Origin of the sequence: Rahnella ecdela, from assembly GCF_019049625.1 — a bacterium.
Lineage (GTDB): Bacteria > Pseudomonadota > Gammaproteobacteria > Enterobacterales > Enterobacteriaceae > Rahnella > Rahnella ecdela.
In genome coordinates, this window is sequence record NZ_JAFMOY010000123.1 from 26,164 (window position 1) to 40,303 (window position 14,140).

General features: G+C 52.5%; 17 protein-coding genes. 8 read left to right on the forward strand and 9 right to left on the reverse strand.

What is annotated here, in order from left to right:
• Positions 1–53 precede the first annotated feature (53 nt).
• The 5 genes from nrdF to J1784_RS10270 all read right to left on the reverse strand — a co-directional run bounded on the left by nrdF (position 54) and on the right by J1784_RS10270 (position 4,546).
• On the reverse strand, positions 54–1,037 hold the full coding sequence (gene nrdF / locus J1784_RS10250; protein WP_217149118.1) for a class 1b ribonucleoside-diphosphate reductase subunit beta: 984 nt from the start codon (positions 1,035–1,037) through the stop codon (positions 54–56).
• Positions 1,038–1,058: 21 nt separating this feature from the next.
• Positions 1,059–3,221 (reverse strand): class 1b ribonucleoside-diphosphate reductase subunit alpha, encoded by a 2,163-nt coding sequence (gene nrdE, locus J1784_RS10255; RefSeq protein WP_217149119.1) that lies wholly within the window; start codon positions 3,219–3,221, stop codon positions 1,059–1,061.
• A complete protein-coding gene (gene nrdI, locus J1784_RS10260; RefSeq protein ID WP_217149120.1) occupies positions 3,203–3,607 on the reverse strand; it encodes a class Ib ribonucleoside-diphosphate reductase assembly flavoprotein NrdI in 405 nt (134 codons plus the stop codon). The genes nrdE and nrdI overlap by 19 nt, the downstream gene beginning before the upstream one ends.
• 10 nt (positions 3,608–3,617) lie before the next feature.
• Positions 3,618–3,857, reverse strand: coding sequence for a glutaredoxin-like protein NrdH (nrdH, locus tag J1784_RS10265; RefSeq protein ID WP_013574097.1), 240 nt, complete (start codon positions 3,855–3,857; stop codon positions 3,618–3,620).
• Positions 3,858–4,114: 257 nt separating this feature from the next.
• Positions 4,115–4,546 (reverse strand): carboxymuconolactone decarboxylase family protein, encoded by a 432-nt coding sequence (locus J1784_RS10270; RefSeq protein WP_217149121.1) that lies wholly within the window; start codon positions 4,544–4,546, stop codon positions 4,115–4,117.
• A 123-nt stretch (positions 4,547–4,669) separates the two neighbouring features.
• Here J1784_RS10270 and pdxR point away from each other — a divergent pair, with 123 nt between their 5' ends.
• On the forward strand, positions 4,670–6,130 hold the full coding sequence (pdxR, locus tag J1784_RS10275) for a MocR-like pyridoxine biosynthesis transcription factor PdxR (RefSeq protein WP_217149122.1): 1,461 nt from the start codon (positions 4,670–4,672) through the stop codon (positions 6,128–6,130).
• Positions 6,131–6,259: 129 nt separating this feature from the next.
• On the opposite strand, the gene J1784_RS10280 is transcribed toward pdxR, so the two are convergent.
• On the reverse strand, positions 6,260–6,565 hold the full coding sequence (locus J1784_RS10280) for an ElaB/YgaM/YqjD family protein (protein ID WP_217149123.1): 306 nt from the start codon (positions 6,563–6,565) through the stop codon (positions 6,260–6,262).
• A 273-nt stretch (positions 6,566–6,838) separates the two neighbouring features.
• On the opposite strand from J1784_RS10280, the gene J1784_RS10285 reads away from it, so the two are divergent.
• The gene (locus J1784_RS10285; RefSeq protein ID WP_217149124.1) at positions 6,839–8,035 is read left to right on the forward strand and encodes an MFS transporter; all 1,197 of its coding nucleotides are present in this window, start codon (positions 6,839–6,841) and stop codon (positions 8,033–8,035) included.
• 126 nt (positions 8,036–8,161) lie between these two features.
• Positions 8,162–8,497 carry a DUF2002 family protein gene (locus J1784_RS10290; RefSeq protein ID WP_217149125.1) on the forward strand — a complete coding sequence of 112 codons (336 nt, stop codon included), beginning with the start codon at positions 8,162–8,164 and terminating at the stop codon, positions 8,495–8,497.
• 54 nt (positions 8,498–8,551) lie between these two features.
• Here the strand turns inward: J1784_RS10290 and J1784_RS10295 are convergent, their stop codons facing one another.
• Positions 8,552–8,992, reverse strand: a complete 441-nt coding sequence (locus J1784_RS10295; RefSeq protein ID WP_120508960.1) for a DUF1198 domain-containing protein — start codon at positions 8,990–8,992, stop codon at positions 8,552–8,554.
• Between the two features lie 201 nt (positions 8,993–9,193).
• Between J1784_RS10295 and J1784_RS10300 the strand changes: the two genes are divergently transcribed.
• Entirely contained in the window at positions 9,194–9,724 is a 531-nt protein-coding gene (locus tag J1784_RS10300; protein WP_217149126.1) for a class IV adenylate cyclase, read from the forward strand.
• 63 nt (positions 9,725–9,787) lie between these two features.
• On the opposite strand, the gene ygfZ is transcribed toward J1784_RS10300, so the two are convergent.
• Entirely contained in the window at positions 9,788–10,780 is a 993-nt protein-coding gene (ygfZ, locus tag J1784_RS10305) for a tRNA-modifying protein YgfZ (RefSeq protein WP_217149127.1), read from the reverse strand.
• Positions 10,781–11,058: 278 nt separating this feature from the next.
• On the opposite strand from ygfZ, the gene sdhE reads away from it, so the two are divergent.
• Together sdhE and J1784_RS10315 are read left to right on the forward strand one after the other, a co-directional pair.
• The gene (gene sdhE / locus J1784_RS10310; protein WP_217149207.1) at positions 11,059–11,325 is read left to right on the forward strand and encodes an FAD assembly factor SdhE; all 267 of its coding nucleotides are present in this window, start codon (positions 11,059–11,061) and stop codon (positions 11,323–11,325) included.
• Positions 11,306–11,758, forward strand: coding sequence for a protein YgfX (locus J1784_RS10315; RefSeq protein WP_217149128.1), 453 nt, complete (start codon positions 11,306–11,308; stop codon positions 11,756–11,758). Before sdhE ends, J1784_RS10315 begins: the two co-directional genes overlap by 20 nt.
• A 49-nt stretch (positions 11,759–11,807) precedes the next feature.
• Here J1784_RS10315 and fldB read toward each other — a convergent pair whose 3' ends face one another.
• The gene (gene fldB / locus J1784_RS10320) at positions 11,808–12,326 is read right to left on the reverse strand and encodes a flavodoxin FldB (protein ID WP_112291250.1); all 519 of its coding nucleotides are present in this window, start codon (positions 12,324–12,326) and stop codon (positions 11,808–11,810) included.
• A gap of 110 nt (positions 12,327–12,436) precedes the next feature.
• On the opposite strand from fldB, the gene xerD reads away from it, so the two are divergent.
• Both xerD and dsbC read left to right on the forward strand, forming a co-directional pair.
• Positions 12,437–13,396 (forward strand): site-specific tyrosine recombinase XerD, encoded by a 960-nt coding sequence (gene xerD / locus J1784_RS10325; protein WP_217149129.1) that lies wholly within the window; start codon positions 12,437–12,439, stop codon positions 13,394–13,396.
• 25 nt (positions 13,397–13,421) lie between these two features.
• A complete protein-coding gene (gene dsbC, locus J1784_RS10330) occupies positions 13,422–14,138 on the forward strand; it encodes a bifunctional protein-disulfide isomerase/oxidoreductase DsbC (protein ID WP_217149130.1) in 717 nt (238 codons plus the stop codon).
• Positions 14,139–14,140: the final 2 nt, after the last annotated feature.

The window sequence follows — 14,140 nt, forward strand, 5'->3', positions numbered from 1 at the left end:
CATCAGAAAGTGGCATTTATTTAACTCCCTCCCTTGCGAAGGGGAGGGAGTTTTTAGAAATCCCAGTCCTCGTCTTCGGTGTTGACGGCTTTACCGATCACATACGACGATCCGGATCCGGAGAAGAAGTCGTGGTTTTCGTCGGCGTTTGGCGATAATGCGGAAAGGATCGCCGGATTGACATCTGCCATGCTGGCCGGGAACAGAGCTTCGTAGCCGAGATTCATCAGCGCTTTGTTGGCGTTGTAATGCAGGAATTTCTTCACGTCTTCGCTCCAGCCCACACCGTCGTACAATTCTTCGGTGTAGCGGATCTCGTTGTCGTACAAATCCTGAATCAGATCAAACGCCTGCTCTTTGATCTGCCGCTGACGCTCTACGCTTTCCAGCGCCAGTGCTTTCTGGAATTTATAACCGATGTAGTAGCCATGAACCGCCTCATCGCGGATGATCAGACGGATCAGGTCCGCAGTGTTGGTTAGCTTGGCGCGACTCGACCAGTACATCGGCAAATAGAAACCGGAATAAAACAGGAACGATTCGAGGAATACGCTGGCGACTTTTTTCATCAGCGGATCTTCGCCGTCGTAATACGACAAAATGATCGCCGCTTTATTCTGCAGCGCGACGTTTTCTTCACTCCAGCGGTAAGCCTCATCCACGTCCACGGTGGCGCACAGCGTCGAGAAAATCGAGCTGTAAGAACGCGCATGCACCGCTTCCATAAAGCAGATATTCGAGTAAACCGCTTCTTCGTGCGGTGTCACCGCGTCTTTCATCAGCGTCGGTGCGCCGACCACGTTTTGCACGGTATCGAGCAGCGTCAGGCCGGTAAACACGCGGATCGTCAGCTGTTTCTCTTGCGCACTCAGCGTCGCCCAGGACGGAATATCATTCGACAGCGGTACCTTTTCCGGCAGCCAGAAATTCGACGTCAGTCGGTTCCATACTTCGAGATCTTTATCATCCTGGATTTTGTTCCAGTTGATGGCTTTGCTGACCGGTTGTGGCACTAACAATTGTTTTACTGCGCTCATCTTTTAAGTCCTTTCAATCGGTTACAGCGTGCAGGAAACGCAGCCCTGAACTTCGGTGCCTTCCAGCGCCATCTGGCGCAGACGGATGTAATAAATGGTTTTGATGCCTTTGCGCCAGGCGTAAATCTGCGCTTTATTGATGTCGCGCGTGGTGGCGGTATCACGGAAGAACAGCGTCAGTGACAACCCCTGATCGACGTGCTGCGTGGCTTCGGCGTAGGTATCAATGATTTTTTCCGGGCCGATTTCGTAAGCATCCTGGTAGTAATCCAGATTGTCGTTGGTCATAAACGCCGCCGGATAATACACACGGCCAATCTTGCCCTCTTTGCGGATTTCTACGCGGGAAACAATCGGGTGAATACTCGACGTCGAATTATTGATGTAAGAAATAGAACCGGTCGGCGGCACCGCCTGTAAATTCTGGTTATACAGGCCATGCTGCATCACGGAGTCTTTCAGCGCCGCCCAGTCTGCGGGGGCAGGAAGAGTAATTCCGGCATCAGAAAACAGTTCTCGCACGCGGTCGGTTTTCGGCTGCCATTTCGCGGCCTGTGCATCATCGACATATTTGTCGAAATAGGTGCCGCTGGCATAAGTGGAATCTTTGAAACCTTTAAACGACTGCTGGCGCTCGATGGCGATCTGGTTTGAGGCGCGGATCGCATGGAAAGCCACGGTGCAGAAATAGATATTGGTGAAATCCAGCCCTTCTTCCGAGCCGTAATAAATACGCTCACGGCATAAATAACCGTGCAGATTCATCTGGCCGAGGCCGATGGCGTGCGAATCCTGATTCCCCTGATCAATAGACGGCACGGAGCGGATGTTACTCATGTCTGACACCGCCGTCAGCGCACGAACCGCCATTTCTACAGTATTACCAAAGTCCGGCGAATCCATCGCTGAGGCGATATTCAGCGAGCCGAGATTGCAGGAAATGTCTTTGCCAATTTCCTGATAAGACAGGTCTTCGCCGTAGATCGTCGGCGAATTGACCTGCAAAATCTCCGAACACAGATTGCTCATGTTGATGCGACCTTTGATCGGATTGGCGCGGTTAACCGTGTCTTCAAACATCATGTACGGATAGCCGGATTCGAACTGAATTTCCGCCAGCACCTGGAAGAATTCACGCGCGTTGATTTTGCTTTTGTGAATGCGCTTGTCATTCACCATCTCGCGGTATTTTTCGCTGATGCTGATTTCAGACATCGGCACACCGTAGACTTTCTCGACGTGATACGGCGAGAACAGGTACATATCCTCGTTATTCTTCGCCAGCTCGAAAGTGATATCCGGAATAACTACGCCCAGCGACAGCGTTTTTATACGGATTTTTTCGTCGGCGTTTTCGCGTTTGGTATCGAGGAAGCGCAGAATATCCGGATGGTGGGCGTTCAGATAGACCGCGCCAGCGCCCTGACGCGCACCCAGCTGATTGGCATAAGAGAATGCATCTTCCAGCATTTTCATGATCGGAATAACGCCGGAAGACTGGTTTTCGATGCGCTTAATCGGCGCGCCCACTTCGCGGATGTTGGTCAGCATAAAGGCCACGCCGCCACCGCGTTTGGAAAGCTGCAACGCCGAGTTGACCGAGCGTCCGATGGATTCCATGTTGTCTTCAATGCGCAACAGGAAGCAGGAGACCAGTTCGCCTCGCTGTTTTTTGCCGCAGTTAAGGAACGTCGGAGTGGCTGGCTGAAAGCGGCCGGAAATAATCTCATCAACAAAATGGCTGGCAAGTTTGATGTCGCCGCGTGCCAGCGTCATCGCCACCATACATACGCGGTCTTCGTAACGCTCGAGATAGCGCTTGCCGTCGAAGGTTTTCAGCGTGTAACTGGTGTAATACTTGAACGCGCCCAGAAAGGTCTGGAAGCGGAATTTTTTGGCGTAAGCCTGTTTGAATAACGCTTTAATATCGTCGAAAGCGTACTGATCCAGTACGGCGGCTTCGTAATAGCCTTCTTCCACCAGATAACGCAGCTTTTCCGCCAGATTATGGAAGAACACCGTGTTCTGATTGACGTGTTGCAGAAAGTATTGGCGCGCAGCCAGGCGGTCTTTATCAAACTGGATCTGGCCGTTAGCGTCGAACAGATTCAGCATCGCGTTAAGCGCGTGATAGTCCGGACTGCGGGTGCCGGGGTCGGTGATTGCTAGTTCTGTCGCTGCCAAAATTCTGTTACTCCCTGTCTGACCTTTGCAACGTCTTCCGGCGTTCCCAGCAATTCAAAGCGATACAGGTAAGGCACCTGACACTTCTGGGAAATAATATCGCCGGCAATACAATACGCTGCGCCGAAGTTGGTGTTACCGGCGGCGATAACGCCGCGGATGAGTGAACGGTTATGTTCATCGTTGAGAAAACGGATCACTTGTGTCGGCACCGCGCCTTTGGCCGATCCGCCCCCGTAGCTCGGCACCACCAAAATGTAGGGTGTGTCGACGCGCAATTTTTCAGGCTGACGATCTATCGGGATGCGGATCGCCGGCAATCCTGTTCTGCCGACGAAGCGATGGGTGTTTTCTGAACTGCTGGAAAAATAGACCAACGGATTCATCCGCCGGGCCTCAGAACGCGTTCTGAAGCTGGCGCAGGGCGCTGATTTTGTCCGGGCGGAAACCAGACCAGTGGTCGTCACCAGCCACAATTACCGGAACCTGCTGATATCCCATCGCACGAACCTGCCCGAGAGCCTGCTCATCCTGAGTCAAATCGACAACTTCGTAAGCGATACCTTGTTTATCTAATGCACGGTAAGTCGCGTTGCACTGGACACAGTCTGGTTTGCTGTAAATAATAATGCTCATGATTCGTATTTCCATCTAGTAAGAAATCAGAGACAATTTTTGCCTGCCCGCTGTGCGGCTGTTTCAGCCGGGGGAAAGGCGCGAGAGTCGGTGCCGTCGTGGCGCCCCGATGCATTGAATACTAGATGTGGTGATTTAAATTTTCAACCACACAATATGTAGATTTTATAAATTTGCTTATTGCAAAAACGGCAAAGCCCGCAGGAAGCGGGCTGGAGAGCGAAAACTTTTTTCAGTTCATTTTTTAAGCGGTGAAATTACTGGCGCATACCTACCGCAAGACGGTTAAATGCATTCATCAGGCCAATGGCAAAGGTCAGTTCTGAGATTTCCACGTCGCTGAATTGCGCTTTCAGGGGTTCAAACGCATTGTCCGGCGCACCGGTTGCAGCTACCAGCGTAAGGGATTCTGCCCAGGCCAGCGCCGCGCGCTCACGTTCAGAATACGCGTGGCTGACCTGCCAGCCCGCCAGCTGATCCAATTTGGTCTGCGCGACATCCATTTTACGCAGCGCCTTGGAATGCATATCCAGACAGTAGGCGCAGCCGTTGATTTGTGACACACGCAGGAATGCCAGTTCGATAATCACGTTATCCAGCGGACCGTTTTCCAACGCGCCGAGCGCCGCTTTCATCGGCTCCATCACGGAAGCAGACAGGGAATAGTAAGGCAGGCGAAGTGCAGTCATGATGATTTCCTCTGGGATTTTTGGGATTTAATAGCGACGCACGGTGCGCCTCAATGACCGCTACTTTACGCTTCACATGGTCTATACTACAGGGCCATAAAATACATATTTAAACAGGTCATGATGCGCGGCTTCAGTCTTTCCTTTCAGCTCGATACCCGGCACAAAGAACCGCTTTACCGCCAGATTTATCAGCGGGTAAAACAGGCGATCATGGCCGGTCAGCTTAAACGCGACAGCCGCGTGCCGTCGGTGCGGGCGCTGGCCAGTGAACTCGGTGTGGCACGCGCAACGGTGGAAAATGCCTATGGTCTGCTGATGGCGGAAGGGTTTTTGCAAAGCCGCGGACAGGCCGGAACAGTGGTCAGCGCCCCGGAAAGTTTATCCGCTCCCGCACCCAGGCCGGTCAGGAAAGACGCCGTGCGTAAACCCATCAACCCGATGCTGCCTTCTGTTTCTTCTTTACCTTTCCAGCTCGGGCTTCCGGCGCTGGATGAATTCCCCCGCGCTATCTGGTCGCGTATTGTCTCGCGGCAAATCCGTCACACCAGCATGAACGATCTCGGCCATCCACCGCTGGCAGGCACCGACGGATTGCGCAATGCGGTGGCGCGCTATCTGCAACTTTCCCGGGGATTTACCTGCCGTCCGGAGCAGGTCTTTATCTGTGGCGGCTACGCGCCCGTTCTGGATTTGATTATCGGCAGTCTGCTCCAGCCCGGCGACGGCGTATGGCTGGAAGACCCCGGTTATCCGGTGACGCAGGCGTTTTTTCGCGCGGCAGGTGCGGTTGCCATGGCGGTGAACGTTGATGCTGAAGGCATGAATGTCCCGCAGGCGGTGAAGCAGTTTCCTGACGCGCGATTCGCCGTTGTGACCCCCGCGCACCAAAGCCCGACCGGTGTGACGATGAGTTTATCGCGGCGCATGGCGCTGCTCGACTGGGCGGCGAAACAGCAGGCCTGGATTATCGAAGATGACTATGACAGCGAATTCCGTTATCACGGTCAGCCTCTCCCTTCACTGAAAAGCCTGGATACACAGGGAAGGGTTATTTACGCAGGGACATTCAGCAAAGTGATGTTTCCGGCGCTGCGCTGCGGCTATGTGGTGGTGCCTGAAAGTCTGGTGGATAAAATCGAGGCATATTGCCCGCTGCGGATTTGCGGCACGCCGCCTCTGGTGCAAAGCAGCATTGCGGAATTTATCGAACAGGGGCATTTCTACCGGCATCTTAAAAGAATGCGTCAGCTCTATGCACAGCGGCGTGGCTTTCTCGAACAGGCGCTGACGGCGCAGTTTCCGGCCGACATATTGCAGGTCAATCAGCAAGTCGGCGGGATCCAGTTATCTGCCAGTCTGAATAGAAATCTGGATGATGCGCTAATCGCCAAAAATGCCCGCGAACAGAGGCTGGCGGTACAGGCGCTTTCAGACTGGCAGGTTGAACGCACTGAGCGTGGCGATGCGTTGCGCCCGAACGGGCTGCTGATGGGATTTCCGAATATCATTTCGCAAGAACAGGCCGGTGAGCTGACCGGGCAACTGGCAGAAGTTCTGGCGGCGACCCGGCGCCAGAAATAGAAAACGGAGCCCGAAGGCTCCGTCGTCTTTTTAGCAATTGCACGGCAATGAGGGAGCCACGCGGATGTCTCAGCTTTTTAAGCTATATTCCCGACACAGGAGTGAGACATCACAAATTGCCTTTTTAAGTTAACGACGTCCCAGCAGGACACCGATAACAATTCCGATTGCCGCACCGGCACCGACGCCGTACCACGGATTATCTTTCACATAATCGTTAGAACTGGCCGCCGCATCACGTGCCTGCTGGCTGATTTTGTCAGTGTTAAAACGCGCACGTGTATCACGCAGAACACCCTGAGCTTTGCTGCGGAGTTTATCTAATTCATCCTTAGATTTATCTCCTGCAGACTGGAGCACTTCATCCAACGTGTCCGCCAGCAGGGTTACGTCCTGATTAATATTTTTTTCTACTTTATCTGTTTTCTTAAACATTCCGTCTCTCCTTGTGTGACTGTTGAATTAAGCATAGACCATAATGTTGTACCGGATGGTTCTTTAAGAACAAAGGGCTGTGAATATCGGGCTTTTCAGGCCATGACGCTGTGATAACAAGTCAGGCTGGACGCGGCATGGCGTGATGCGGCTCGGATTTCTCTGCAAAACAAAATTCACGTTACAGCCAATAACATTTTTAGCCCGTTTTGACGCTGAAACCTGTTTATACTGTTGATTCCACTCTCAGTGATCTCATTTTCGGGTCCGCCCATGTCTTTAAGTACGCTTCGTTCTAACGCTCTGCTCAATAAACGCATTTTGTCGTTCATGCTGTTTACCTTCGTTGTCTATCTGACCATCGGCCTACCGCTTGCCGTTTTGCCGGGCTTCGTGCATAACACGCTGGGCTATAACTCTGTGCTGGCCGGACTGGTGATCAGCGTCCAGTATTTCTCAACCCTGATAAGCCGTCCGCACGCAGGGCGCTACGCCGATCTACTGGGTCCTAAACGGGTGGTGATTTTTGGTCTGATTTGCTGCGGGATGAGCGGCGTGTTTTACGCCATCGCTTTCTGGTTTGCTGCTTATCCGCTGGCGAGCCTGCTGCTGCTTTGTCTGGCGCGAGTTTTCTTAGGCGTGGGCGAAAGCTTCGGCAGCACCGGAACTACCTTGTGGGGCATTGGTGCAGTCGGTGCGAAACATACGGCGAGGGTCATTTCCTGGAACGGTGTGGCGACGTATGGCGCAATGGCCGTCGGTGCGCCGCTCGGGGTATTGCTCAACCACACTTACGGGCTGATGGGCGTCGCGGTTCTGATTATCGTGGCTGCGGCGTTTGCCGCCATTCTGGCCTGCATGAAAGCGGCGATTTCCGTCACTGCCGGTAAACGTATTGCTTTTAAAGCAGTGGTCGGACGCATCTGGCTTTACGGACTGGGACTGGGTTTTGGCACTATCGGGTTCGGCGTTATCGCCACCTTCATCACGCTGTATTACGCGGACAAAGGCTGGAGCGGGGCGGCGTTCACGCTCACCTTATTCAGCCTCGGATTCGTAGGCGCGCGACTGGTCTTCGGCAATATGATCAACCGGTTTGGCGGCCTGCGGGTCTCGCTGGTGTCATTCGTATTTGAGGTCGCGGGGCTGCTGATGATCTGGCTGGGGCACGATCCGCTGTCAGTACAATTTGGCGCGTTCCTTACCGGCTCCGGTTTTTCCCTTATTTTCCCTGCGCTGGGCGTGGAGGCTGTGAAACAGGTGCCGCCGCAAAATCAGGGCACGGCGCTGGGTTTGTATTCTGCCTTTTTAGATCTCGGGCTGGGTATCACCGGACCGGTCGCCGGGTTGATTATTTCGCATCTGGGCACGCCGTCTATTTATCTTGCGGCGGCGTTTATGGTCGTGATCGCTTGGTTGCTGACGCTGAGATTGTGGGTGAACACTTCGCGCCAATCGCCGGTGGAATAACCCTTTTCGATTCAGGGTTAAGGTGTTTAGATAAATCCTAAATACGCCAAAATTCGGGATAAACACATTGTCTGGCAGAGTTATTGCGGTAAGGTCGCCTTGCGGTTAAAGAAGCGAGGAGCAACCATGTATTTACGGCCAGATGAAGTGGCGCGCGTTTTAGAAACATCAGGGTTTGAACGCGATTTTGTTGATGATAAAGCCTACGGTTACCGCCGGGGCGAGCATTATGTGTATGTAAACCGGGAAGCGCGGTTTGGCCGGACTGCCCTGGTAATACACCCGGCGCTGAAAGAGCGCAGTGAACGATTTGCCGAACCGACGGCATCTTTTCGCAGTAGTGATGCGTACAAGAATTTCCCGCTGGATGTTTCCAGCGACAACGAAACCTATTATGGAATTTGCCACGGTTTCAGTTCACGTCAGATTCTGGCGAGCTATCTGGATAACGTATTCAGATAATCGCGCACTTATCTCTGATGAAAGAAAGCCGCTGATCCAGCGGCTTTTTTGCGTCTATACCAGATGGATCTGGTTATAAGTCTGGTTGTAGTCGCGGCGAAATTGCGCCAGTTCGAAAGGTTCGATATCCAGTTCCGCGAAATAAAACAGTGCCAGTTCGGCGTGTTCACTGCTTAGCTGTGGCGGCAAATGCGCGCGCACCAGAATATTACGCCAGCGGACGATGTTTTCCTCTGAGGCATCTTTTATAAAAGTCTGATAAATAAACACAACATAAGCTGCTTTGCGGATCTCTTCAGCGTAGCCACCGCTTATAGAGCGGATAAACATCTGGCTCTGTCGTTTGCCCATTTCCAGCAGCATTGAATCAATATAAACCGGCTTAATTTTCAACAGACTGGCGAGAGATGCGTTCGCTTTGCGGGTGTCTGCCGTCATAAACCAATAACCCACAATAAAAACCACAACAATTGCAGCAAGCATAATCCATATCATTCTGGACTCTGGCCTCCGGCCTTTTCTGGCGTGATGTGAAAGGTGCATGCAACACCCGATGTGGGGAGTTTATCTGCTAATGACAGGAAATACGTGAAGGAGTGACAAAGAATTTGCGCCTGCTTCGCAGAATGTCATTGTAAGGTCATGGGATATTGATTAAATCAGATAAAAAAGCGTGAACCTTTAAAGGAGTGACGGATGGCCAGAAACATTGAAATCAAAGCCAGAATCGATGATTTTTCAGCAATGTATGAGAAACTGGCGCTGCTTGCCGACGGATTGCCGGACATCATTGATCAGGACGACACCTTTTTTGTTTGTCCGCACGGGCGTCTGAAGTTACGCACTTTTTCGCCCGATCGTGGTGAACTGATTTTCTATCAGCGCCCGGATCAGGCAGGCCCGAAAACCAGTTTCTGCCAGCTGACTGAAACCCAGGATCCCGACAGCCTGCGTGAAACGCTCACGCTTGCTTACGGCGCCGCGGGGCGAGTCATCAAACAGCGAACGTTATTCCTGACCGGTCAGACCCGTTTGCATCTCGACCGGGTAAAACATCTGGGAGATTATCTCGAGTTTGAAGTGGTGTTAAATGAGGAGGAAATGCCGGAGCAGGGTATTGCGATTGCTGAGAATTTACTGGAAAAGCTAGGTATCGAGCGGCAGGAGCTTGTCGATCAGGCTTATGTCGATTTGCTCAATGCCAAAGGAAAACACCATCACGATTAAGTGAATATTCACCGCCTTGCGGATCGAAGGCGGTGATGTCAGTTATTGTTACTTAATTTATTTCTACTTCGTTTCTTCCAGCGAATACGGTAATGGCTGAATGCTCAGCTGACTGGTGGCGTCTTCGCGTACACGCAGATTAGCGTCGGCTTCCAGGTCATTATTCAGCACGGCCTGAACCCAAACCGTGCCGTCGCTGAGCTGAACAGCAGCCAGAACAGTACCGGTTCGACGCCAGTTTTCCCCGAGCTGCAATTCAAGATCGTCTGCCGGAGCGGGCACTTTGCTCGCCTTGCCGGACAACCAGTAAAGCGCGCGTTTATTGGCACCACGGTATTTTGCCCGCGCCACCATTTCCTGACCGGCGTAGCAGCCCTTGGTAAAGCTGATGCCGTCGAGCGCCTGAATGTTGGTCGCCTGAGGAATAAACTGCACGGCGTTTGGCGTATCAATCACCGGGAAACCGGCTTCGATATCCAGTGCCAGCCACTGCTGGCTGTCATTGCGCTGCGCTTGCTCGCCTAATTCCTCTACTACCTGACGGGCTTTTTCCGGGCTGGTCACAATCAGATAACGCTCTGCTGGCAGGGAGAAATGCAGCAGGGTGGTTTCATCCTGTTGCACGACTTGTTGTTCAGCGGTTGGCAACGTCGAAAAGAGACCGGTCAGTGCGGCACTCGCCTGAAAACCTGCCACTCCGAGCAAAACGACGTCGTCGTCAGCGGTGAACGTCACTTTGGAAAACACCGCGTATTTCTTCATTTCGGTTAACTGAGTGTCGCGCAAATTACGACGCTCAATAAACGCCATGCCATCTCCGCGTTTGAACAGACGAAGGTTGCTCCACATTTTTCCTTTCGCGTCACAATGCGCGCAAAGAACGTGGCTGTCGGCGGCCAGCGCATCAACATCCACAGTGACCTGACCTTGCAGGTACTTCATGGTGTCTGCGCCGGTCATGGTCACCAGCGCCCAGTCTTCCAGAGAGATCAACGTCAGTGGCAGATGAGAGGACGCTGAAGGTTTTTGCGGTGGAAAGGGAAATTCGTTAGCCATTTTCTAATCCCGGTCAATGAAATGTGACTGATACCTCATGGTAAAAGAGCCCATCCGCTTTGGAAACAGTTATTGGTGCCTTTTACGGGATGCCTTCCAGAGAATGTAAAACATACGACAGGTTTTCAGCAGGTTTTACGGCACATCACGTAGATTGACAAAACAGGGCACTGAAAAGTTACGTCGCATGACGCGCCGCTGTTAGAATCATCGCAGACATAAAGAAACTCACGTTCTGTATCCCAACAAAGAGCCTTGTTATGGAAAGCAAAAATACACTGGATATTAATAACCGTTCCCGGGTCCACTGGGCCTGCCGCCGTGGTATGCGCGAGCTGGATATCTCTATCATGCCGTTTTTCGAGCATGAATATGATTCGCTGAGCGTGGCCGATAAAGAGGTGTTTGTCCGCCTGTTGACTTGTGATGACCCTGATCTGTTTAACTGGCTGATGAATCACGGCGAGCCGGACGACACCGAATTGCAACGCATGGTCGCGCTTATCCAGACGCGAAACAAAGCCCGTGGCCCTGTGGCGATGTGATCTGAGGGTGTCCTGGCGCAGTCAGCTGTTCTCACTGGGATGTTACGGTGCGGTGATGCTGCTGATTTTGCTGGCACCCTGGCCTGCGGGTTACTGGCCTGTATGGATGACGCTGTTGTTGCTGGTGCTGTTTGAATGCATCCGCAGCCAGCGTCGTATCACGGCACGTACAGGAGAAATTGTTCTGACGGATGACCACCGTCTTTTGTGGCGTGGTCATGAATGGCAGATTAAACAACCGGTGTGGATGATAAGCCACGGCGCGTTGCTTTCACTGCGTCGGGAAAAGCTCAAAGGCGGTCTGGCGCAGGCCATGCGCAGCAGAAGGCAGCGTTTGTGGCTGGCGTCGGACAGCATGAGTCAGGAAGAGTGGCGGCATTTGCGCCAGATACTGCTGAACACACATCCGCGTAGCCCGGCAGAACCGGGCTGAAGTTTGCGGCGTATGCTTTTTATGGTGTACGCATCACAATGGCGAAGCGTTACAGCAGGGCGTCCATTTCCAGCAGGATTTGCTCGCACCACTGTTGCAGGCGTTCTTCGGTGAGATCAAACTGATTCACATCGTCGAGAGCCAGCCCGACGAAATGTTTGCCATCGGCGCTCAGCGGTTTCGGGCTGGTAAATTCGAAGCCTTCCGTCGGCCAGAAACCGATAAAGCGCACACCCAGCGGCACCAGCTGATGGTAAAGCATACCGAGCGCGTCGAGGAACCATTCGCCGTAGCCGAGCTGGTCGCCCATACCGTACATGGCAACAATTTTGCCGCGCAATTTAAGCGTAGGGAGTTGATTCCAGACGGCTTCCCAGTCTTCCTGAATTTCGCCGAAATCCCATGTCGGGATGCCGAGGATCAGGATGCTGTAGTCTTCCATCACATCAGGATCAACATCTTTAATGTTGTGCAAATCAACCAGTTCTTCCCCCAGAATGTCGCGAATTTTTTCCGCAGCCATTTCGGTGTAACAGGTGCTGGAACCGTAAAAAAGTCCGATTTTCATGCTTGTTGCCATAACGTCATAAGAATACGAATGGCAAGGAGTGTAGCAGATTTGGATGCATGAAAGGCATAATGGCTGGCGCAGTATGTGCTCAGGAAGCAGGAGTCGGAATGCCAAAACAAGATCATGAGAACGCTCAGGATGTTACCTCTGAGCAGGCTCAGCAGGAAGTAAATCAGGCCGATCAGGGTCTGACAGAGCAGTTTCTGGATATGCTGTGGATTGAGCGAAATCTCGCTGAAAATACGCTCTCGTCTTACCGGCAGGATCTCAAAACGCTGCTGGGCTGGCTGCATCACAATAAGACTGATTTACTGCACGTCAGCGCGGAGGATTTGCAATCTTTCCTCTCCGAGCGGATCGAAGGCGGATATAAAGCCACCAGTTCAGCGCGTCTGCTCAGTGCGATGCGCCGTCTGTTCCAGTATATGAACCGCGAATCAGTGCGTCAGGATGATCCGACAGCATTACTGTCTTCACCAAAATTACCGCAGCGGCTGCCGAAGGATCTCAGTGAAGCCCAGGTCGATGCGCTGCTGGCTTCGCCAAGCGTGGATGTTCCCCTGGAACTGCGCGATAAAGCGATGCTCGAACTGCTGTATGCCACGGGTTTGCGTGTTTCCGAGCTGGTCGGGCTGACGCTCAGTGACCTGAGTCTGCGACAGGGCGTGGTGCGTGTGATCGGTAAAGGGAACAAAGAACGTCTGGTGCCGATGGGTGAAGAAGCGGTGTACTGGATCGAGAATTATTTCGAGCACGGCAGGCCGTGGCTGCTTAACGGTCAGTCGCTGGATATCGTCTTTCCCAGCAACCGCGCGCAGCAAATGACGCGTCAGACGTTCTGGCATCGTATCAAACACTATGCGATCCTTGCGGGCATTGATGCGGAACGTTTGTCACCCCACGTTCTGCGCCACGCTTTCGCCACCCACTTACTTAACCACGGTGCGGATCTGCGCGTGGTGCAAATGTTGTTAGGTCACAGTGACTTATCAACCACACAAATTTATACCCATGTAGCGACTGAACGACTCAAACAGCTACATCAACAACATCATCCCCGCGCATAACAGGCCGGAGAGAAAGGACGACATGATGAAAAAAGGTTTACTGCTGCTGACATTCCTGACTGCGTGTATGAGCTCCGCGGTTCATGCAGATGATGCAGCAATCAAAGCCACGCTGGGCAAACTGGGTATGAACAATGCCGAGGTACAGTCTACGGCGGTGAAAGGGCTGAGCGCCGTTTCCACCGACAGCGGTACGATTTATATCACCGAGGATGGCAAGCATGTTTTGCAGGGTCCTATGTATGACGTCAGTGGCACCCATCCGGTCAATGTGACTAATAAAGCGCTGGTGAAAAAGCTCGATGCGCTGCAAAGCGAAATGATCATCTACAAAGCCAAAAACGAAAAGCATGTGATTACGGTATTCACTGACATCACTTGCGGCTATTGCCACAAACTGCACCAGCAGATGCAGGATTACAACGATCTGGGTATCACCGTGCGCTATCTGGCATTCCCGCGTCAGGGGCTGAATTCCCAGACTGAGAAAGATATGCAATCAATCTGGTGTACCGGCAACCGTAAAACCAATTTTGATGCGGCGATGCGCGGCGATGCAATTACACCGGCGACCTGTGCCACCAGCATTGCAAAACACTTTGAACTGGGCGTTCAGTTCGGCGTTACTGGCACTCCGGCTGTAGTGCTGGAAGACGGTACTTTGATCCCGGGCTATCAGCCGCCAAAAGAAATGGCTGCCATGCTCGATCAGCAGGATCCTTCACATAAAACGGGTGGTTGATT